The organism is Rhizobium sp. 32-5/1 (assembly GCF_029537235.1).
In the GTDB taxonomy this organism is placed as follows: domain Bacteria; phylum Pseudomonadota; class Alphaproteobacteria; order Rhizobiales; family Rhizobiaceae; genus Pararhizobium.
In genome coordinates, this window is record NZ_CP120639.1 from 766268 (window position 1) to 786984 (window position 20717).

At 56.6% G+C, this 20717-nt stretch carries 18 protein-coding genes and 5 pseudogenes; 8 read left to right on the forward strand and 15 right to left on the reverse strand.

From position 1 onward, the window contains the following. The first annotated feature begins 37 nt into the window (after window positions 1–37). The 4 genes from P6U16_RS25310 (at window position 38) to P6U16_RS25325 (ending at window position 6293) form a co-directional block, all read left to right on the forward strand. Window positions 38–1342 carry an alpha/beta hydrolase gene (locus P6U16_RS25310; RefSeq protein WP_277704181.1) on the forward strand — a complete coding sequence of 435 codons (1305 nt, stop codon included), beginning with the start codon at window positions 38–40 and terminating at the stop codon, window positions 1340–1342. Window positions 1343–1344: 2 nt separating this feature from the next. Next, window positions 1345–3666, forward strand: a complete 2322-nt coding sequence (locus P6U16_RS25315) for a mechanosensitive ion channel family protein (RefSeq protein WP_277704182.1) — start codon at window positions 1345–1347, stop codon at window positions 3664–3666. Between the two features lie 324 nt (window positions 3667–3990). Continuing rightward, a complete protein-coding gene (locus P6U16_RS25320; protein ID WP_277704183.1) occupies window positions 3991–5316 on the forward strand; it encodes a DUF3300 domain-containing protein in 1326 nt (441 codons plus the stop codon). A gap of 23 nt (window positions 5317–5339) precedes the next feature. Beyond that, complete coding sequence (locus P6U16_RS25325) at window positions 5340–6293, forward strand: DUF2950 family protein (RefSeq protein WP_277704184.1); 954 nt, start codon at window positions 5340–5342, stop codon at window positions 6291–6293. 809 nt (window positions 6294–7102) lie between these two features. Here the strand turns inward: P6U16_RS25325 and P6U16_RS25330 are convergent. Further along, complete coding sequence (locus P6U16_RS25330; protein ID WP_277704185.1) at window positions 7103–8122, reverse strand: adenylate/guanylate cyclase domain-containing protein; 1020 nt, start codon at window positions 8120–8122, stop codon at window positions 7103–7105. Window positions 8123–8500: 378 nt separating this feature from the next. Continuing rightward, window positions 8501–9457 (reverse strand): LysR substrate-binding domain-containing protein, encoded by a 957-nt coding sequence (locus tag P6U16_RS25335; RefSeq protein ID WP_277704186.1) that lies wholly within the window; start codon window positions 9455–9457, stop codon window positions 8501–8503. 102 nt (window positions 9458–9559) lie between these two features. Between P6U16_RS25335 and P6U16_RS25340 the strand changes: the two are divergent. Continuing rightward, window positions 9560–10529 (forward strand): annotated as a pseudogene (locus tag P6U16_RS25340) (MBL fold metallo-hydrolase). A 171-nt stretch (window positions 10530–10700) separates the two neighbouring features. Here the strand turns inward: P6U16_RS25340 and P6U16_RS25345 are convergent. After that, entirely contained in the window at window positions 10701–10988 is a 288-nt protein-coding gene (locus tag P6U16_RS25345; RefSeq protein WP_277704187.1) for an antibiotic biosynthesis monooxygenase family protein, read from the reverse strand. 116 nt (window positions 10989–11104) lie between these two features. After that, the gene (locus P6U16_RS25350) at window positions 11105–12037 is read right to left on the reverse strand and encodes an AraC family transcriptional regulator (RefSeq protein ID WP_277704188.1); all 933 of its coding nucleotides are present in this window, start codon (window positions 12035–12037) and stop codon (window positions 11105–11107) included. Window positions 12038–12552: 515 nt separating this feature from the next. Between P6U16_RS25350 and P6U16_RS25355 the strand changes: the two are divergent. Further along, a pseudogene (locus tag P6U16_RS25355) lies at window positions 12553–12714 on the forward strand (IS6 family transposase); the annotation flags it as partial. Window positions 12715–12811: 97 nt separating this feature from the next. Here P6U16_RS25355 and P6U16_RS25360 read toward each other — a convergent pair. The 4 genes and pseudogenes from P6U16_RS25360 to P6U16_RS28565 all read right to left on the reverse strand — a co-directional run bounded on the left by P6U16_RS25360 (window position 12812) and on the right by P6U16_RS28565 (window position 14450). Next, window positions 12812–13045: a hypothetical protein gene (locus tag P6U16_RS25360; RefSeq protein ID WP_277704189.1), complete on the reverse strand. Its 234-nt coding sequence runs from the start codon at window positions 13043–13045 to the stop codon at window positions 12812–12814. Between the two features lie 29 nt (window positions 13046–13074). Next, the gene (locus tag P6U16_RS25365) at window positions 13075–13356 is read right to left on the reverse strand and encodes a hypothetical protein (protein WP_277704190.1); all 282 of its coding nucleotides are present in this window, start codon (window positions 13354–13356) and stop codon (window positions 13075–13077) included. A gap of 45 nt (window positions 13357–13401) precedes the next feature. Next, a complete protein-coding gene (locus P6U16_RS25370) occupies window positions 13402–13920 on the reverse strand; it encodes an SMI1/KNR4 family protein (protein WP_277704191.1) in 519 nt (172 codons plus the stop codon). Window positions 13921–14219: 299 nt separating this feature from the next. Further along, window positions 14220–14450, reverse strand: a pseudogene (locus P6U16_RS28565) (hypothetical protein). Between the two features lie 85 nt (window positions 14451–14535). Here P6U16_RS28565 and P6U16_RS25375 point away from each other — a divergent pair. Then, window positions 14536–15020, forward strand: a pseudogene (locus P6U16_RS25375) (IS6 family transposase); the annotation flags it as partial. 188 nt (window positions 15021–15208) lie between these two features. Here the strand turns inward: P6U16_RS25375 and P6U16_RS25380 are convergent. The 6 genes and pseudogenes from P6U16_RS25380 to P6U16_RS25400 all read right to left on the reverse strand — a co-directional run. Then, window positions 15209–15472 carry a hypothetical protein gene (locus P6U16_RS25380; protein ID WP_277704192.1) on the reverse strand — a complete coding sequence of 88 codons (264 nt, stop codon included), beginning with the start codon at window positions 15470–15472 and terminating at the stop codon, window positions 15209–15211. A 665-nt stretch (window positions 15473–16137) separates the two neighbouring features. Next, window positions 16138–16515 carry a hypothetical protein gene (locus P6U16_RS28570; RefSeq protein WP_349017709.1) on the reverse strand — a complete coding sequence of 126 codons (378 nt, stop codon included), beginning with the start codon at window positions 16513–16515 and terminating at the stop codon, window positions 16138–16140. Window positions 16516–16618: 103 nt separating this feature from the next. After that, entirely contained in the window at window positions 16619–16861 is a 243-nt protein-coding gene (locus tag P6U16_RS28575; protein WP_349017710.1) for a hypothetical protein, read from the reverse strand. A gap of 245 nt (window positions 16862–17106) precedes the next feature. Continuing rightward, complete coding sequence (locus tag P6U16_RS25390) at window positions 17107–17277, reverse strand: hypothetical protein (RefSeq protein WP_277704193.1); 171 nt, start codon at window positions 17275–17277, stop codon at window positions 17107–17109. 111 nt (window positions 17278–17388) lie between these two features. Then, window positions 17389–17973 carry a putative glycolipid-binding domain-containing protein gene (locus tag P6U16_RS25395; protein WP_277704194.1) on the reverse strand — a complete coding sequence of 195 codons (585 nt, stop codon included), beginning with the start codon at window positions 17971–17973 and terminating at the stop codon, window positions 17389–17391. Window positions 17974–17976: 3 nt separating this feature from the next. Then, window positions 17977–18228 (reverse strand): annotated as a pseudogene (locus tag P6U16_RS25400) (recombinase family protein); the annotation flags it as partial. A 162-nt stretch (window positions 18229–18390) separates the two neighbouring features. Between P6U16_RS25400 and P6U16_RS25405 the strand changes: the two are divergent. Further along, window positions 18391–19928, forward strand: a protein-coding gene (locus tag P6U16_RS25405; protein WP_277704195.1) for an IS3 family transposase whose coding sequence is annotated in 2 segments (ribosomal slippage) — window positions 18391–19027 and window positions 19027–19928 — 1539 coding nt in all. Because the reading frame shifts where the segments join, the coding sequence is not laid out codon by codon here. Here P6U16_RS25405 and P6U16_RS25410 read toward each other — a convergent pair. Next, window positions 19918–20289, reverse strand: coding sequence for a hypothetical protein (locus tag P6U16_RS25410; RefSeq protein ID WP_277704196.1), 372 nt, complete (start codon window positions 20287–20289; stop codon window positions 19918–19920). The genes P6U16_RS25405 and P6U16_RS25410 overlap by 11 nt on opposite strands. Window positions 20290–20717 lie beyond the last annotated feature (428 nt).

Sequence of the window (20717 nt, forward strand, 5' to 3'; positions counted from 1 at the left end):
GCGGGGCGCTGGTCGCGCACAGCTTGAGGGATTTCGGATGGAGACTAGTAAACGACGCGGCGAGCGCGTCCGGTCATCCCTTGGCATACGGTTGCTGGCATGCGCTCTGATATCGGTGCTGGCCGGGTGCGGCGGCCATCGAAAAAACGTGCTCACACCCGTTGCCGATACGGCACCGCAATCGCACAGGGTCGAGATGCTGATCGCAACGACACGCAGCCCATCGGTCAGTCGCGGCGAGATGTTTACCGGCGAGCGGGCACGGACACCTAATTTTGCGGACATCACGGTCTCTGTGCCGCCGGACGGCGCACGCAAGGTGGGCGAAGTATCCTGGCCGAAGAAGCTTCCGCCAAACCCGGCCACGGATTTTGCGACCCTCAAGGCCGACATGATCGACATAGATGCGGCCAAGGCCTGGCTTAACACGTCTGTCAGAAAGACGCCCGATGGTAGCGCGCTCGTTTTCATCCACGGGTTTAACACCAGGTTTGAGGACAGCGTCTACCGTTTTGCCCAAATCGTGCAGGACTCCGGTGTCCGCAGCGCACCGATCCTCGTGACATGGCCATCGCGCGGCAGCCTGCTTGCCTATGGTTATGACCGCGAGAGCACCAATTACACCCGCAATGCGCTGGAAAACCTGTTCCAGTACCTGGCCAAGGACGCGGAGGTGAAGGAAGTCTCGATCCTCGCTCATTCAATGGGCAACTGGCTGACGCTGGAAGCGCTGCGGCAGATGGCGATCCGCAATGGTGGGCTGCCGGCCAAATTCAAGAACGTGATGCTGGCGGCTCCCGATGTCGATGTCGACGTCTTCCGTTCGCAGATCGTTGATATGGGCACACCGCACCCGCAGTTCACGCTTTTCGTCTCGCGCGACGATCGGGCGCTGGCGGTCTCTCGCCGCGTCTGGGGCGATGTAGCCCGTCTCGGTTCCATCGACCCCGAACAGGCGCCCTACAAGCAGGAACTGGCGGATGCCGACATCAAGGTCATCGATCTGACCAAAGTGAAGGCGGGCGACAGGCTCAATCATGGAAAATTTGCCGAATCGCCGGAGATCGTTCGTCTCATTGGCGCGCGGATCTCGGACGGCCAGACCCTCACTGACAACCGTATCGGGCTTGGGGACACCATACTCGCGGCGACAACCGGCACTGCGGCGGCGGCAGGAAACGCTGCAGGGCTGTTACTCGCGGCCCCGGTCGCCATCGTCGATGCGAATACCCGTGACAATTTCTCGAGCCAGCTCGACGCGCTAGGGCCAGCCGGCATGTCCCGGTCAAAACCACTGCCAAAATGCCAGGCCGCCTCGTCTGTAAACTGCAGGAAACAATGAAGATGTCGCTTTCGATCCGGCTATCCGCCGCCATTCGTATAGTTCTTTGCGGGCTCGTTCTGGCGTTTGGACTTCATGTCTATTCATCACCGGCGTCGGCCCAGACCACGGCCACTGATCCTGCCCTGGAGGAAAAGGTACAGCGCTTCCTGGAATTGGTCGAAGACCCGCAAGTTCGTGCATGGCTGCTGAATGCGAAATCGGCCAAGGAAACGACAACACCCCCAGTCGTGGTGGACAAACCGGTCTCCTATGCGAGTTTCGCGACAACCTTTCGGGCACATGTCGCGCTCCTTGTTGAAGGCATGCAGGCATTCCCGGCAGAATTCGGCAAAGCCGCGGCGGTCCTGCAAAACGAAATCGACACCAGCATCGGGATACGCCCAGTCTACTTCGTGATCGCATTCGTCGCTGCCGGTCTGGCTGCCCAATGGTGCTTCTGGTGGTTGAGCGCGGGCTGGCGCGCCTGGATTGCCTCCCTGCGGGTATTGACCGTGCGCGAGAAGCTCATCGCGATTTCCGTCAGACTGCTTTGGGCAATCTGCTCCATATTGGCCTTCGCGCTTGGCAGTATCGGCTTTTTCCTGGCATTCGAATGGCCACCGCTGATCCGCGAGATCATCGTCGGCTACCTTTTCGCGGTGGTGATCTTCCGGCTCGCAAGGGCCTCTTTCGATTTTCTCCTTGCACCGCCCGGATCGGGTGGTTTTGCCCATGCGGAACGCTTCCGCGTTGTCCCCGTCAGCGATCAGTCGGCCGCCCATTGGACTAAACGACTTGGCTATATCGTTGGCTGGTACGCATTCGGGTCAATCACCGTTTACCTTCTCCGGGCGCTTGGCTTTGCCGAACCGTCCCTGCACGTCGCGGCCTATGCGCTTGGGATCGTTCTTCTCATTCTCGGTATCGAAGCGATCTGGAATCGGCCGGAAGCCATGCCATCCGTTGGTGAGGCGACCCGCTTTGGCCGTATCGGCATGCGTGCACGCAACTGGCTTTGGTCGGTCTACTTCGTTTCGCTCTGGCTTCTCTGGGTTGTCGGAATGATGAAGCCGTTCTGGATTGCCGTTGTCGCGGCAGCGCTCCCCGGCGCAATCGCCCTGACACGGGCTTCTGTCGACAATCTTCTCAGAAACAATATTGTCGAAACCGGTGCCGACCCAGACTCACCTTACAATGTCGGTACTCAACCCGACACCGCCCTCCCTACAGCAATTGAGGTTCAGCCCGGCTCAGATACTCTGCCGGATGGATCTGTCATCGCCAATCCCGATACTGAAGCCGTCGTCGTGGTCCAGAGCAAACCGGGCGTCATCTCGGTCATGGTCGAACGCGGCATACGCGCTGCGCTCATCGTCGGGGCAATCCTTTTCCTGGCTGACGTGCTCGAGATCAATCTGACCGGAATTACCGAGCAGGATTCGGCGGCGCGACGATTGATGCGCGGGGCCTTGAGCGCCGGCATTATTCTGCTGGTGATCGACCTTGTCTGGAATATCGTGAAAGTGCTGATCGACCGGAAGCTTGGCGAAACCGAACTCGCGCATGCGCATGGCAGCGAACGCGAACGACGGCGTGCCCGCATCCGGACGCTTCTACCCATTCTCAAGAATGTGCTGATGATTTTGTTCGTGGCAGTCGCCATCATGATGGCTTTGTCAGCGCTGGGCGTCGAGATCGCGCCTCTTATCGCAGGCGCCGGCGTGGTCGGCGTCGCCATCGGTTTTGGCGCGCAGACGGTCGTCAAGGACATCATCAGCGGCATGTTCTACCTGCTCGACGACGCCTTCCGGGTCGGCGAATATATATCGAGCGGGTCCTACAAGGGCACTGTCGAATCGTTCAGCCTGAGATCGGTGAAGCTTCGCCATCATCGCGGCGCGATCTACATCGTTCCGTTCAGCGAGCTCGGCGCCGTCCAGAATCTCAGCCGCGACTGGGTGGTCGAGAAGCTGACGGTAACGGTCGGCTACGATACCGACGTCGACAAGGCGCGCAAGATCATCAAGAAAATCGGGCAGGAACTGCTCGCCGATCCGGAGCTTGCGCCGATCACCATCGAACCGCTTAAGATGCAGGGCATCGACAGCATGGGCGATTCAGGCCTGATCCTCCGGATGAAATTCACCACGATTCCCGGTGAACAATTCACGCTCAAGCGACGCGCCCTGATGCGGATCAACCAGGCGTTTCACGACAACAACATCAAGCCTGCGTTCCCGACGGTGCAGGTCGCAGGAGGGGACAGCAGCGGCAACATCGCGGCTGCCGCCCAACAGGCACTGGCCAAACACAACGAGGCTCTAGCCGCTGCGAACCGCTGAGTTGGTCGATCTCGCCCGTCGTTTCATGGGACGAGTGGCCGGCATATCCGAACTGCGAGTGCCACTGAAGGCCTATTCTGTTGCGACGAGGTCCTGAAGTCCGATTCGATCATTGGAACACGCTTGGAATTGCAACTACTTGGTCGCAGCTTATTGGTATCGTAACATGTCGCTTGAACATTTAAGTTTCGGTAACATACATTGCATTTTCCGCTTGAAGTTCTGATGGCCAGACTTTGTGATCTCCCGGAAAACTGATCTGAACTAGCGCGCCTTCACAATATACGGATCTTAGGATCGCTCGCAGGACAAGGAGTATTTGGAATGGCCGGACGGTTTCAATTATTAGTCGTCACGGGTCTGTGCTTGTCGCTGGCCGGAATACCAACGGAGCGCTACGGCTCGCCGCCGGCCTTCGCCCAGGATACGGCCGCTGCCGCTGCGGCCGCCTCAGAAGATGAAACGCCTGCGCCGCTAACCGAGGAAGAACTCGAGATCCTTGTGGCACGCATTGCGCTCTACCCGGACGAACTCGTTGCGCTTGTCTCGTCCGCGTCACTGTACCCTTTGCAGGTCGTTGAGGCCGCCCGTTTCCAAGACCAGCTCAAGAAGAATTTAAAGCTCAAGCCGAAGTCGACGTGGGACGGTAGCATCGTCTCGCTTCTAAACTATCCGCAGATCGTCACGATGATGAGCGACGACCTCGACTGGACACAGTCGCTCGGGGCTGCGCTCACCTACCAGCAGAAGGACGTATTGATCGCGATCCAACAGTTGCGCGACAAGGCGGTCGCCGACGGCATCATCAAGACCGACGACAAGATCAAGATCAGCCAGGAAAACGACAATGTCGTCATCGTGGCTGCAAACCCGGAGAAGATCTACGTTCCGCAATATCAGCCGGAAATGCTTTACCAGCCCGGCTATGTCGCGGCGCCGATCGCCTATTATCCCGAGCCATACCCGAGCTATTATTATCCGACCGCGACTTTCTTTGCCGGTATCGTGACGGGCGCAGTCTGGGCCGCGGCAGTAGACTGGAACCGTTGGGGCGTTGCAGGCGGGCGCTGGAACGGCAATGTCGATATCGACTGCAACAAATGCTTCAACAACATCAACGGTAAGGTCAACATCAACGATCTGGACTGGAAGAACGTCGACCGCAGCAAGATCAAGTTCAACAAGAACCAGTTCAACAACATCGACCGCACGTCGTTCAGGAACAACATCCAGGCGAACGGCGACCGGAACCGGGCGAATGTCATCGGCAACGACCGTGTCACGAACATCCGCATTAAGCCGGGCAACATCAGCGTGAACGACGTCCGCAAGAGCAAGATCGATGCCGACAGGATCAACCGGAACAAGCCGGAGAGGAAGGCGGCGCAAGCGGCTCAGAACCGCAGACCGGAAGCACGGTCGACCAAGGCCGCCGGAAACATCAAACAGCGCCCGAATGCCAAACGCCCTGTGGCGAAGGCGAAGCCCGCAACTCGGATCGACAATCGTGCACGAAAACCATCGGCGCTTGGAAACGTGGATCGCGGCAGACGCACACAGATCCAGTCCAACCGGGGAAGACAGGCCATGAGCGGCGGCAACCGTGGTGGCAATCGGCAGATCCCTCGTGGCGGCGGTCGTCGTCGTTGACCCCTGAAACAAGGAGAACAGCCATGACAATGTCAGTTAGAAACATGCTCCTGGGTTCGGTGTTCGCTGCCGTGCTCTTAGGCGCCCCGACTATTGCGGGTGCTGCCGATCCATCGGACGCCAAGGTCATCTCCTCCTTTGCCGCGCCGAACGATCCGCCGGTGTTCGACACGCCGGAGCAGGCCATTGATGCCTTCAAGGCGGCGCTCGGAGCCGACGACTTCGACACGTTCGCGGCCCTGCTAGGTCTCGACGCCGCGAAAACGAAGGCGAGCGAGGGCGTGATGGATACCTATGCCGAGATACGCGACGGTGCGAAGCTCAAGGTGCTCGTGCAGGATGTCGATGGCCGCAAGATTGTCGAGATCGGTAACAAGCTGTGGCCGCTGCCTTTCCCGGTGGTGAAAGGGGATGACGGAAAATGGTCGTTCGATACCTATGCCGGGTTCGAGGAGATCATCAACCGCCGCGTCGGTGAGAACGAACTACAGACGCTCGCGACGATGCGAGCCTATGTTGACGCCCAGAAGGAATATGCCGCCGCCGACCGCGACGAGGACGGCGTGCTGGAATATGCCCGCAAGCTGATTAGCAGCGACGGAAAGACGGATGGCCTTTACTGGTCGCCGGACCTCGGCGAGGGCGAGAGCCCAGCCGGCAACGCCCTGGAGGAGAGTGCGGCGCTCGACAAGGCTAAGGCTGGGGACGGCTATTACGGCTATCGCTACCGGATCATCGAAAGCCAAGGACCCAACATCGCGGGCGGCCAGTTCGACTACGTCATCAACGACAACATGATCGCCGGATTTGCGCTGGTCGCATGGCCGATCCGTTACGGTGAGACCGGCGTGAACACGTTCACCGTGAACGCCAACGGCACGATCTACCAGGCCGATCTCGGTCAGACGACCGAAACGATGGCGGCGGGGATTAAAACTTTCAATCCGGACGATCATTGGGAGGTGACTGCGGACTGAGGGATGACCTGACGGACTATGAGCCACTATTGGATGACAGGTGCGCTCCGTGTCGTCGATATCTAAATCGCACCCGCCATTGCCATGTCGGTCATCGTGCTTGACTTGATTTTCGCTGTCATGATGATCATCATGAACTTGGTAACGGGTCGCGCCTTCTCGCGGGAGCGTTCCGGTATGGCGAGCAGGAGTAAAACGCGCCCGGCGCAATGACATTCGTATGCATGATCATCGTGCTCGTTGGAGTGGCGCTACTGCTACCAAACACCTTGTGTACGGGCAACGGCTCCTTCAATTCACCGCAGGCCACTATCATCTCGATCCTCATGTTGATCGGCTACGGCGGCTTACCGTTCTACCGGTGACGAGGCCGAAGGTACCTCGACAACTCAGGATTTGTGCAAATCCTGCTCTTCGCGGTTCTTGGACTGATGCTGTTTACAGTTTGAAATTTCAAGCGTGGTTGGAGCATGCTTCGGCGCACAGATGGCGACTAAGAAGTTGATAATCCGGTCACCAAACGCCGATCGACCGATCGGCGCCATCTCTCGGGTTGAATTCGCGCTTAGCAGGTTTGAACATGAGCGCGAAAATCATCGCAATCGGCTTGCCGATGCCAACCTTCTCGTTGAGGCGGATGCGGCATTGTTACCCGAAGAATGCTGCAACTTGCCGATATCGCCGATGCTCCGCCAGATGATCCTTAGGGGTGGAGCAAATTGGTAAACTTATATATTAATGCTCGTGCGTGGCCGATTTGATGACGTAAGCGGGATATGATGTTGATAAATATTGAATTCGGAACCGTGTCATGGCGGTGTTTGCGCAGCACTTATTGCAGTCACGGATAGAGATTGTCCCTTGCCTCTCAAAGAATAACTCCCGAGCCGCTCCGTTGTCGCGAAGGTCACTGACTTAAATTGGTTCAGCAAACTGTCCGAGATGAGAAAGTCCTTACCAAGTTCGCGGGCAAGCCCCTCGATCCTCGCTGTTGTGTTCACAGTATCGCCAAAATACGTAATTTTACGATGATCCAGGCCGATTTCTGCAACGATGACCGGACCGCCATGCAGAGCAGCCCGTAAGCGAGGCACTTCTCCGAATTCATTGATCCAGAAGCTTTGTTTTGCCTGTATCGCTTCAAGGATGTGCAGGACACATCGAATGCATGCGGAGCGGTGGATCCCCTTCTCGAAACGCCATGTGATCAAAGCCGCATCACCGATATAGTCGTCAACGGTGCCATCAAATCGACGGACCGATAACGCAACTGTTTTCAGGAATTCACCGAGGTACCGCTGGGTGCGTAAGTCGCCAAAGCGCTCTGCGTAGCTTGTCGATCCCATAAGATCAACGAGAAGAAAAACCCTGTTCTCAGGACGTGGTCGTCTGTAACGGCTCAGAAGGAGGCTGGCGAACACCTCTCGCCCGACAAGGTCCCGCATGCGTAATACGAAGACGATGAGTGCGGAAACAGACAAAGCATAAATAAGAACACCGCCATTAGGGAGCACCGCTTCGGACCACGAATCCAGAAAACCAAAAAGCCACAGTAGCGTGCCGACGACAAAGGTTCCTACTGCAATGGTCGCTACGTTGAGAATGAGCGTCATTAGGAAGTAAACGGCCGTAGGAAGCTCCATCAACCAAAGACGAAACCGAGGAAGAACCAGATCCTGCTCGAAGACCAGGAGAAGACCAATGATTACCACCGCATAAGCTGCCCCGATGGGGGCGCGACCATCGAAGACGACGACGCTGTAGACAGCACCACTCGTTGCAGCGATGACTAGAGCCCAAAGCCATCCGAAAAATGAAAATCGACTCATCGCCGCTCCCAAATTGTTCTTTTCGCAAAATCGGTTTCGCCAAGTCAACTGCTAAGTCGTTGCATCCGACATCCATTCCCGCTGTGTGCGGAGAAGCTGACGTAGACCGAACACTGTGCCTTCAGCATGCCCGGCAAGGGCCACTACCTGGTTCTTTCCGGCCAAGTTCCATAAATAGGCGTTATCCTACGAAGAAGAATGTCTTTTCAGACACTTAAGCTATCTGACCAACCTGTCGCCGGTTCGACTCCTATCAAGGCGACGCAGTTACACTGTGTAAGTTGGCGCTCCACCACCTTGTGTCTTGGCACTGGGTGTCAATGCGACGATACCCCGACAGTTTCATGAATACCGGGAAACGAGGCTGTCATCGTTGATCTACACCGAAACATCTAACTTTTGACCGCCGACCGCGGTGCACACGAGGCTGTCGCGGATTTGCTGGCGCAGCCAGCCATTCGCATGGTCGTTGTCGGCATGGTTCGCCCAGACCATTTTCACCGACGGAAAGGTAAGACTCAAGGGTAACGGGCTGACCTCGAGGCCGAGAAGTGCCGCGTAACGACCGGCGATCCGGCTCGGCACGGTGGCAATCACCGGTGCGACCTGCGCCGCCGAGAGCACCGACATATAGCCCGGTGCGGCTGTGATCACGTTCAGTTCCACGCCGGCCATTTCCAATGCATCTTTGATGCAACCCTGCAATGTCTCGTTCTGGGAGATGGTCGCATGCTCGGCGGAAAGGTAGTCCGGGAGCTCCACCGGGTTAGACAGAGGCAGCAGCGCCGGGTTGTAGCAGCATGCCATTTCCGGTTCGTACAATGTCTCGAAGGACCGGCGGCTCGTCTTTGTGTAGGTGCAGCCGACCGCGATGTCGATACCGCCATCTTCCAGAGAAGGCTCCATTGCCTCGTAAGGAAACACTCTGGCCAAAACCTTGAGCCCGGGTGCGTCGCGTCGCAAGCGCATCGTCAGCTCGGGAATTAGCAGCAGTTCGATTTCCGGCGACATGGCGATGCGGAACGTCCGTTCTTCCGTCGCAGGATCAAACGCCTGATTACCGGTCAACGCCAATTGCGCCTGGCGCAGGGCATGGCGCACCGGGATGGCCAAACTGCGGGCCCGCGCTGTCGGCTGCATCACCTGGCCTACCCGAATGAACAATTCGTCCTGCAGCAGGACCCGAAGTGTCGATAGGGAATGGCTCATCGCGGGTTGCTGGATCTTCAGCCGTCGAGCCGCCCTAGTGACATTTCCTTCCGCGATCAAAGCGTCGAAGGCAACGAGCAGGTTGAGGTCGAAAGAGCGCAGATTGAAATGATCGATAGTTGTCATGAGCCGCATCGATTTGATTGCTACTGGCGCGATACATATGTGCGTTGCAGGTCAGTTCCAAGACCCTCATCAAAGACGCCGATCAGCAAGCAGGAGTTTCCCATGCAGACCCGCCGCTCAATTCTCATCAGCACAGCCGGCGCAGCCCTCGCTGCCGGTGCCATGACCACTTTGCCTGCCGCCGCCTTCGCCAAGGCGCCAATGGTCGGCAAGCAAGCCGTTAGCTTCTACCGGCTGAAATTCGGTGATTACGAGATCACCGCTGTCTCCGACGGCACGGTGAAACTGCCAATGTCGAAAATATACAAGCACATCACCGAAAGCGATGCAGAAACATATCTCGCCGATCGTTTCCAGGCGGGTTCGGAAGTTTCGGTCAATGCTTTCCTGGTCAACACCGGCGAGAGGCTCATTCTGATCGACGCCGGGACGGGCGACCTGATGGGACCGGCGCTCGGCAAGCTCATCTCCAACATCGAGGCTGCGGGTTACAGGGCGGACCAGATCGACGACGTCATCCTCACCCACATCCATGCCGACCACTCTGGCGGACTTGTTTCCAATGGCAAGCGCGTGTTCGAAAACGCGACCCTGCACGTCAACCAGCGCGAAGCCGAATTCTGGCTGAAAGCCGATGCCAAGGCAAAGGCCGATAAGGTTTTGGGTCCGCAGATCGCCCAAGCCGAAAAATGCGTCGGCCCTTACGTCGAGGCGAAGAAGTTTGAAACCTTTGCAGACGATGCCGCCCCTCTGCCCGGTTTTGGCTCGGTGTTGCGGGCCGGCCATACCCCGGCCATAGTGGTATCCTAGTGGAGAGCCAGGAGAGAAGATCGTGTTCTGGGGTGACATCGTGCACGGCGACGTACTGCAATATGACCATCCGGAGGTCACGGTCGATTTCGACGTGGACCAGACGATGGCAGCAGCCTCACGCTCCGTTGCTTTCGCCGAGGCAGCCGATCAGAAATATTTGGTCGCAGGCGCCCATCATGCCTTTCCGGGTATCGGACATGTCAGGCGGGACGAGACCAACTACGACTGGGTGCCGCTGGTCTACAGCGCCAATTACTGAGTTCAGATCAGGCTCCGTCTCAGTGACGGGGCCTGACGTCGATACGGCGTCTACGCTCGAGTGAGCACGCGTCGTGGATAACACAGCGCGTGGTCAGGCCTCACAAGGCAGCGGGCACTGCGGGACTGGTTGAATCAAGATTCATCGCTGCAGCGCCCTGTTCGTGCCAAGCTACAATGTGCGGAAATAGCCCGAACTTGGCTGCATATCCAGATGGGCGGCAATGCTGGCCGATGTTCCGTCAGCGATCAGGCCCTCGACATGTGCGGCATGCCTTGCCTGGCTCTCCCAAACTTCTACAAGCGTGAACCGGCAGGAGTCCTCGAGGTCCTGCATAACAGAGACACCCCGGCAGCCGGGTATCGTGGGAAGGTCGATCTTGACTGTTTCCATGATGTTCTGGAAGCTGGCGAGGCTTGTGGGCAAAGCCTTGAATTGAACGACGACGCTGACTGACATTTTGCATCCCTGTTGGAATTGAACATGGCAGTTCTGGTACGACAGGGAGAAAATCCCGCACAGACCTTTTCCTGCCAAATAAGCACCTGATTCTGCGATTGCACTTTGCGCTGGCGTTAGCCGCCATGCCCGAACAGTGCCTGCATATCGCGGACATAGGCGCGGGGAGACACGCCGAACAATTCTTTGAAATCTCTTGAGAAGTGCGCGTCACTGGCATAGCCGGCCTCTTCGGCCGCCCGCGAAACCGTCGCCGCCGTATTCAACAGCAGAAGGCGCGCCCGTTCGAGACGAACCTGAGCGCGATAGCGCATCGGCGACACGCCGACGCAGGTGCGAAACCGATGGGCGAAATGCGACGGGCTCATAGCCACCTCGGCGGCGACATCCGCAACCGTCAGTCGCGAACTGGCTCCTTCTTCGATGAAGCGCATCGCTCTGACAAGTTTCACGTCGTCGCTCGTGATGGAGGCTCGAAGAACGCCAGCGGCCTCCGAGCGCAGCAGCCTGTAGCAGATTTCGCGCAGGTAGGACGGCGCTAGCATTAAACAGTCAGCCGGGTCATCGAGCGCTCGGATAAGACGCAGGAGGGAAGTGGCTAGATCCGGGGTCAGAACATCGCAAAATGCGGGAATCGTCATGTCTGCTTGCGGCTGTGAATATCCGGTTTCGGCATATTCGATCAGCGTCTTTGCCACCAGCTCCGGCGGCAATTGCAGCTTGAGTGCAATATAGGGCTCTTCCTCGGACCCCTCCACGACGGCATCATAAGGCCGCTCTCCATGCAGGACCAGAAATCGACTCGCATCGTTGACGAAACGCTCATTTTCGACGGAAACCAACTTTGTACCGGATGCGGCGATCGCCAGTGACGTGCCAGCGTTTCGTCCCCGATAATATGGAGCGGCCTGGCTGAACTTGACGATCCACACTCTGGGCAACGGTGTAAGCGTGACGCCTTCACCCTTGGCCATACGCCCCACTGCTTCCAGGCATGCGGCGACGTCAGGCACGTATGGAGAAACGAAGGCGTGAGGCGTCGATTGCATTGCGCAATTCCTGAAGGCCAAGAAAGCCGAGGCGGCGATGGCTTTGCAAGCCGGATGAAAGTCTTCTTACAACAAAAAGGTCAGCGGAGAACCCCGGCCCCTTGATGTTTTAGCAGGGCTGGAACGGCCTCGGTGAGGCGACCTGAACGAAGGAGTGACGGTCTGGCTTTCTCGCAGGGCCAAGCGTCGTTACGCGTTTCCGAATTGGTATATGAACCTCCATTTGTCGTTTGGCAGTTAACCGTGAGATTGCCGCAGTGGTTTTCCCGTTTGGCACTTAATTTGAGATTCTATCGGCCGAGAATCTCAGATTAAGTGCAACTGTGACGAACCAAGTGGAGACCGGTAATTTCCCTGGCTCGGCCCCAAACTGATTAGTCGCCTGACAGAACATCATAGTGAAAGGGTCGTCGAAAGAGTGAGGCTCACCGCCCGGCTGCTTGGGGACCTTTGACCGTGATCCAGGGGCATCGTCAACTTAACGGAATGTGGAATTCGATGTGCGATGACGGGGCATGCCACATCGTGACCCGCTCTATCGCCGCCATCGCTTTCCCGCTGAAATCATTGCTCACGCCGTGTGGCTTTATTTCCGTTTTCCTCTCAGCCTGCGGATGGTCGAGGACTTGCTGGCTGCCCGTGGGATCATTATCGCCCATCAGACAATCCGGCAGTGGTCCATCGCCTTTGTCTCCGTGCGCAAACGTCAAGGTTGCAACGCGCCGATCCACTTGACGCTCCGGTGAAATACAAGATCGCCACTATGTCTGAAAGCTAGCCTTCATAGGGAACAAGTCTGGAAATCACATCGAAAACATCTCTTCCGAGGAAACCGAGTTTATCGTTTCCATTCATGCCCCATGTCTCATCGGCCCGCTCCCAATACCAAATGGTCCCGTTGTTCTTGTCTGAGAGGTCCAGAAGCACCTGGCCCTGTGTCTTCCCCATTGCAGAACCGACCGTGAGCATTCCAGGGGGAATACGTGCACCGATGTCTGCCAGTTTCATGGAGGACGCGAAATCTTGCTGGTTGTTTCTTACTCCGTCGATTGAGTAAAAATAGGCAAATACGATATGACGCTCTCCTTCTTGAGCGCCCATGTCATATATTGCATTGATTCCAGCCTCCATTTCCCCCATTTATATTTTTCGTTTTTAAAGTATATCCGCTTGTATCCGATCTCGGATTGATATTCTTTAAAGCTGTCAGGTAATGTGGTGCCAAGGTCGGCTTCCAACTGGCGGAGCTCCTCTGGCGTTCCCAGTTTTTGTGGTTCGTCCTGCCAGAAAGCGAGAATATCGGGATGAATTTCGGCCATAGTCAAATTCTCCACTCAAACTACCCGGCACGCAAGCATCTGGCTTCAACCGCGTTCGAGGCGTGTGATGACGTCGAAAATGTCTTTGCCAAGTAAGCCAAGCAAAGTATTCTCGCCCGCTCCCCAGGTTTCGTCGACACGTTCCCAGTACCAAACAGACCCATTGTTCTTACTAGATACATTGAGAAGGATTTGCCCGGCTGTATCAGCCGCGGCCGAGCCTATGATTAACATATCAGGAGGAATACGAGAGCCTACCTCATTGTAATGAGCCATCTCTTTGCTAAATATTTCCTGATTTTCTTTCAAATAATACGTATCATAAATATATTCCACGAGAACGGTCTTCTCGACACTCTCAAGATTCACGTCATATGCGGCATGAATTGAACAACGTCCACCTATATCAAATCCGCATGGGCCGTATGTCGTCATGAACTGCTTGTAGGATTCCGGAACCTTTTTTCCTATAAAATCCTCAATCTCGGTAATCTGCGTCTCGCTCAATGGAACGAGGCCTTGTGTTTTCCAATAGGCGATTATGTCTTCAGGAATATCAGCCATATAAACCTCCCGGTCAATATATGTCGTTGTTGACAATCGAATTCCCACCTGAATGGGACAGTGTATTGTTTAAAGCAGGTGGGACGTAGCCTACCTGGCCATTCTCGAAATGATGGAGCGTCCAGCCTGGCCCAGGCTTTCTGATACCATGCTCCACGATGCTCGTCGTCTCACGACCTTAACCGAAACTATGTGCACGCCTTCTAGGTGCACTCAGATGTCTTCGCAAGTCGGGCGCAGGGACCATCGACAGCCATACACGCTCGACGCAAACGACTGGCTTCGCCATCGGCGCAGTCCTACTTCCACTGCGTCGCATCGCCGGCGGCGCAGCCGTACGGTGGCAGGGAACTGGCGAAGGTGGTTTTGAGTTTGGCGCAGCCCCAGCTGTTGATCGGACCAGGCATCGCATTGTGAGCGTGATGCCGATTTCATCTTAGGGGCTGTCGGTGTTGCTGACATAGCGATACCCCGGTCAGAACGACGACCGCAAGGACGATCGTCAGCAGCAGGCGAACCGGCATCGTCAACTTAACGGAATGTGGAATTCGATGTGCGATGACGGGGCATGCCACATCGTGACCGCTCTATCGCCGCCATCGCTTTCCCGCTGAAATCATTGCTCACGCCGTGTGGCTTTATTTCCGTTTTCCTCTCAGCCTGCGGATGGTCGAGGACTTGCTGGCTGCTCGTGGGATCATTGTCTCCCATCAGACAATCCGGCAGTGGGCGGAGAAATTCGGCCGCACCTTCGCCAACGAGATCCGCCGTCGATCATCCGGTCGGCTCGGAGATAAACGGCACCTCGATGAGGCCGCCATTTCGATTCGAGGCAAGAAGCACTGGCTGTGACGCGCCGTTGACCAGGACGGTTCGTCTTGGAGGTGCTGGTGCAAAGCCGCCGAAATGCCAAGGCGGCCAACCGCCTGATGCGCAAGCTCTTGAAGAGCCAGGGTCGAGCGCCGCGTGTAATGATAACCGACAAGCTTCGATCTTACGACGCTCCAAAGCGGGAGATCATGCCCGGTGTTGAGCATCGTTCCCACAAAGGCCTGAACAATCGGGCGGAAAATTCTCAACAACCAGTCCGGCGGCGAGAGGTCCGAATGCATTTCTTCATCTCTCGGAGGTGCACGAGTCGAAACTGTCGACGCTTGATGTGGGCTGAGGCTTCAATACGCAGCCGGCACCCAGTCAGAACAAAATAAACGTGCCTCATCGGCGTTTCCGCCAACTCTAGCGGCTGCTCAGCGGCGGAATTTTGATGACGAAACAGTGGATACGAAAGTCAATCGCTGAAGGCAGCTCGCGCGCCGAGGTACTCATGCGCCAATTGTCTGATGGCATCTTCCGCAATGCCAAATGTCCACCCGACGCTTTCTGCCCTTTGCGCAAGGGCGACAAATGCTTCTGGCATCTCCGGCCCAGCAGCAGCTTCTACGCTGACATTTGCCAGTTGAACAATATCGTCAAATGAGGGCCGAAGTGCTTCGACAGCGGTGTTTAGCGTCGCATCTCGGTCGGGTCGTTGAATGGCTTGCATCGGAGGCATGGTGGGTTCCTTCATCACGCGGCAGGCACGGGCTTTGTCATTCCTCCAAACGTGCGATACCCCAATCCGTTCCAACAAGACACAGCTATGCCGTCTGCTGCACACCCCTATCTCGATGTCGGTTTCGTCTGAGTGATTTCGGGTACGAGCAAAGATGCGGCTATATCGCTCGACATCTTCCTTTTATGGAAAGTGCCGTCCATGCCAGGGCGGCAATCAGGGCACAACATCCAGCGGGGTTGCGAGCCTCCACGGTGCCGAAGACGGTTTGGATCCGGCGTGCCGTATAGTCATTGATTGGCCGGCACTTATGGCAGTCTCATTTTTTGGGCATGACGGCATCGCCGACGCATCATCGCCTACAATGCCGGTCTTATGACGCAGGAGGCGAGGCGACTAGCAGCGACTGGGCCAGTGTCACAATCGTGGCGCAAGATCGGTCACCACTGTCCGGTCACACGCTGCTGCCATGCGCGATACCAAATCTTAGGAACGGATGTCCGCTTCCAAAGTTTAGAAGAGATCATCAAGGCCGATGAAAAAGCTCACAAGGCGCTGGCGAACTCCGGCGAATCCTACAACCCGTTGAGAAGCTTGACCTGGCGCAAGTTGGCAGCGCGACAATTGTGACGACAGCGCCGGGCAAGACCGAAATGTCAGCGATATCAGGAAAAGCGCGTCGGCCCGGCGATCCACGTTCGTTCGAACGAAAGCGTGACGCGGTTGTCTACGTCACCCCACCGCAGCAGCCTCTTCGCGACCGCGCTCAGAACCGGCCTGCAATCGAAGTCGCTCATCATGAACGCCTGTCTCGAGCGCAAACCGGTCCTGATGCTCCCTTGCGAGATGGGCGGCAGGGGAGCCTTGATCCTGACGCTGCATCGCAACACGATCAACCTCGATCTCGCTAAGGATACCAATTTTTTCTGCGATCCCCGGCGATTGGCGAAGTCTCGGATGTAGTCGAGCGTGGTTTCCTTAACGCTGGCGCGGCCCAGCCGGTCCTCCAGCGCCTTGAAGGCCAGCTCGTCGGCGCCGTGCACTTTCCAAATGTTGCGCTCGGCGGTCTTGCCGTTGGGCAGTCGCGCCGTTTCCCGCCCGCATGCTCAAGACCGATCTTCGCGCCGACCTCCGGTGCTGCGTCCTTTATCGCCCGTTCGAAATCGACGCTGCAGACCGTCTGCTGCTGCCCCTGTCGTCTTCCAACGTCACAAAATAGCTGTTGCGGTTTTTCGGGTTGTTCTCATATGGAGCTCTGCCGTGCTCGAGCAGACGTCCGGGGGCCAACCTTTGGCCAGCGTGACGACCGGAAAATTCTTCCTGGCTCGCATAAAGCTGCACGCCGTCGCGATGACGGGTCATGGCGACATAGGTCAGATGCCGGTCCATGGTCTGTGACTCCATCACATAGGCGCGATCGACCGTCGCCCCTTGGGGCTTGAGAATGGTCGTCGCATAGCCATTTCAAAGGATTGGTAACTTTGGGTCGGTATAGAAACGATGCGTTCGTTGTTGTGACCGCGGCCAGCACCACCGTCGAGCTGAACTTGTATTGCGTCCAGTTCGACGGTCTGCACTGATCGTCCTTGAGAAAGATGAATTGGGGCCAAGCCGGCAGCCTCTCCGGCCAGCGCTTAATCCAAAAACCGCATCATATAGACCGAGCTTCGCGGTTCGCCGTGCGGATCCACGAAATGACGGGGCACAATGCCGACCTCCTGCCAGCCGAGCCGGCGAGATATGCGCTCGCTGACGCTGCCCACCGTGCGCTCGTGGCGCCGGGCATGGTCCTCGGCCGCGCGCATCAGGGCCCCTGAACATTAAACGGGCACAGATATACGGTAGCGAGATCGACGTATGGTCACCGGGGCCAGAGTCGAGTGGACAGCGACTTTCCCTATTTATCGCGGCCGTAACTACGGCGTCATTTTCACTCTGCGGAATGTGTCGGGATAATCGAGCACGAGACCTGTTTCGTCGATTTCAAGTTCGGCTGTAAACGCTCGAAACAAACCTTCATAGCGATAGCGGCGTTCTGGCGTCAGGCAGGTGTAACGCTGCTCCGCCCGCTGCGGCAGAAAATCACCGTTGATCTGATCGAGAAGGGGGACATAGGCGGCCGTAATATCTTGGCTTGCCTCTGCCTGTAGCTTCAACCGCTTGATAGGCAGCGTGTTTGTAGCCGGAGTGATCCCGATATCAACATCGATGCAGCCATCCAGGTCGGGGAGCGGCCTGTCCTTGAGGGCGTCGCGCCAGTTTCCTTTGCCATCTGCCTCCACATGCAGATATGGCCCGTCGACATATCTAACGTGCACCTCGCGCGTCCTGAACGCTGAGTCGGTGCGGACGAAGTAGTATCCTCCATAGGCCCCGTGCCGGGTCCCCGCGACAACACCTTCCAGGATAAGGCCCTCGCCAGCATCGGTACAGACGCAATGCTCCAGCCCATTACCATCCCAATCCTGCCATCGGACACCAGCCATGGCGTAACCTTTCACCTTCTATGCGGATAATTGCCGCGTTTTCTTTTTCAGCATTTTTTCGCCATCGGCTCGCAGCTCGCCTTTCGGCCCCACAAACCGGTAAAGCGTTTGTCGCGTGACACCAAGCTCGACGCATAGGTCTGCCACCTTCGTTTCCGGCTTTCCCATTGCTGCCTCAGCAAGGCGCAGTTTCGCCGGCGTCATCTTGAACGGCGCTCCACCATTCCTGCCGCGAGCGCGGGCTGCCGCTAGGCCTGCTTTGGTCCGTTTGTTGAGTTTCAGCACTATTTGATCCACTTTTTCATTTCGCGTTAGCTCACCAAATCCGACGTTGTCAATTGTGTGCAAACGTCTTTATTCGCCCTGAGTGGATCACGGCGAAATAGAAAAGTGGGGGTGCGGACGAAAACTTGGACCACCAGGAGGTAGTTCATGTATTCCTACGCAGACAGACTTCGAGCCGTTGAGCTTTATATCAGGCTTGGCAAGCGACTTAACGGGACCATTCGCCAGTTGGGTTATCCCACAAAGAATGCGCTGAGGGGTTGGTACCGCGAGTACGTACAGCATCTCGACCTGCGTATTCAGCCGGTAGCTCGAGCGCCAAAGTTTTCCGAGAGTCAGAAGCAGGCGGCACTTGAGCATTACCGCACCCATGATCGTTGCATCTCTGCGACGATGAGGGCGCTCGGCTATCCTGGTCGAGGAACTCTGACCGCATGGGTACGTGAGGCCTTTCCGGAGACGCGAACATCGATGGTCGGTCGATCGTGGCGCCCTGCCTATCCCGCAGCGGTGAAGCAAGCTGGTGTCATCGGACTATGTAGTGGAGATGAAAGCGCCCAACAGGTGGCTGACCGGCTGGGCGTCTGCAGGCCGACGTTGTACAACTGGAAAGACCAGCTACTCGGTCATGAGGCTCCTTCCTCCATGAAACGCCGCAAAACCACCCCGCAGGCGCCGGAACGCGAGGAACTCGAGCGCCAGCTTGAAGCCCTCCAACGTGATGTTCGCCAGTTGCAACTCGAGCATGACCTCCTGAAGAAGGCCAATGAACTCCTAAAAAAGAACTGGGCGTCGATCTGCAGATCCTGAGTAATCGGGAAAAAACACAGCTGGTTGACGCCCTTAAAGATACCTATCGCTTGCCAGAACTGCTCGCCCAGCTGCAAATTGCGCGAAGCTCCTACTTTTATCATCGCACGCGCATGTGTCTGGCAGACAAGTATGCCGCCGTCCGGCACAGCCTTGCGGAAATCTTTGAAGCGAACCGTCGTTGTTACGGCTACCGCAGACTACAGGCGTCACTGGCCAGGAAGAGCGTGATCATCTCGGAAAAGGTTGTCCAGCGCTTGATGAAGCAGGAGCACTTGGTCGTGGCCAGACCGCGCCGACGGCGTTTCGGATCGTACTTGGGAGAAATAAGTCCGGCACCCGAGAACCTGATCAATCGCGACTTCCATGCGAAAGCGCCGAACGAGAAATGGCTGACAGACATCACCGAGTTCCAGATCCCAGCCGGGAAGGTGTATCTCTCGCCCATCATCGATTGCTTCGACGGAATGGTCATCAGTTGGTCGATTGGAACGCAACCAGACGCGCGGCTGGTCAATACTATGCTGGATGCAGCTATTGAGACCGTGACCGACGGCGAGGAACGGCCAATCGTCCATTCCGATCGCGGAGCCCATTATCGCTGGCCAGGCTGGCTAACGCGGATCAGCGAAGCGAAACTGGTTCGCTCAATGTCCCGAAAGGGCTGCTCACAAGATAACGCCGCATGCGAAGGCTTCTTCGGCCGATTGAAAACGGAACTATTTTATCCACGAGATTGGAAGGCCATCACAATCAAACAGTTCGTTGCCGAGGTAGACGCCTATATCCGCTGGTACAATGAGAAGCGGATCAAGATATCGCTGGGATCACTCAGCCCGGTCGAATATCGCAAGAGCCTCGGCCTTAACTTATAAAGCTGTCCAACTTTTTATCCGCACCCCCGTCATCGACGGGCTCGATGACCTCGAAGCCATCTAAGCGGAGCCCTGCCTTCAATTTCCGCCAGCAAAGCTTTTCCTGCACATCGGCCCAATTTGCCAGTGCCGTTTCAACGACTGTGCGCTCAAGACTGACGAGGCCTTGCTCCGTATGGACTTTGTGGCCGCCTTCTACCGCTGCTTTTGAGAGACTGACGACGCGGGCTGGTTTGCTGCCGCCCCCGCCTCTATCTTCGAGCCCCCACTGAACTTCAAGGACATCAATATCGCTATGGGAGTGGGTATCAGAAATAACCTCCGCTGCTGCAACAACTGTCATACGGTTAAATTCGCTCATCAATCCCCAACCAACCGCCGCTGAACGCAATCTTGGCGAGCGCCTTGAGCATTGTCAAACGCGTGCGCATGTATGAACGGCGTGAACTTACCCTCGACCGGGACGAAAAGTAGGCCCTATACTCGGAGAAGACCAAGGACACCTACTTCAATGCGAACGTCACTGAACTCGGCTTCCAAACGGTAAACCTGGTCGGGACCGACATCGGCGCGATGGTTGCGTAAGTGGCCTGTCAATGGACGAGTTTTCCGATGAAAACATTGTTGCGGTTATCCAAGCACGCAACGGTATCGTGTGTTTCGGCATGCAAAATCCTTCTGAAACTCAACAAATTTGAGTTCGAGCGCAGATTTTGCAGTCGTTTAGCGGTTCCACGCGTCTTCGCGTTTACAGCCTTGAAGGCACACGACACCGGGCTATGCTTCCTA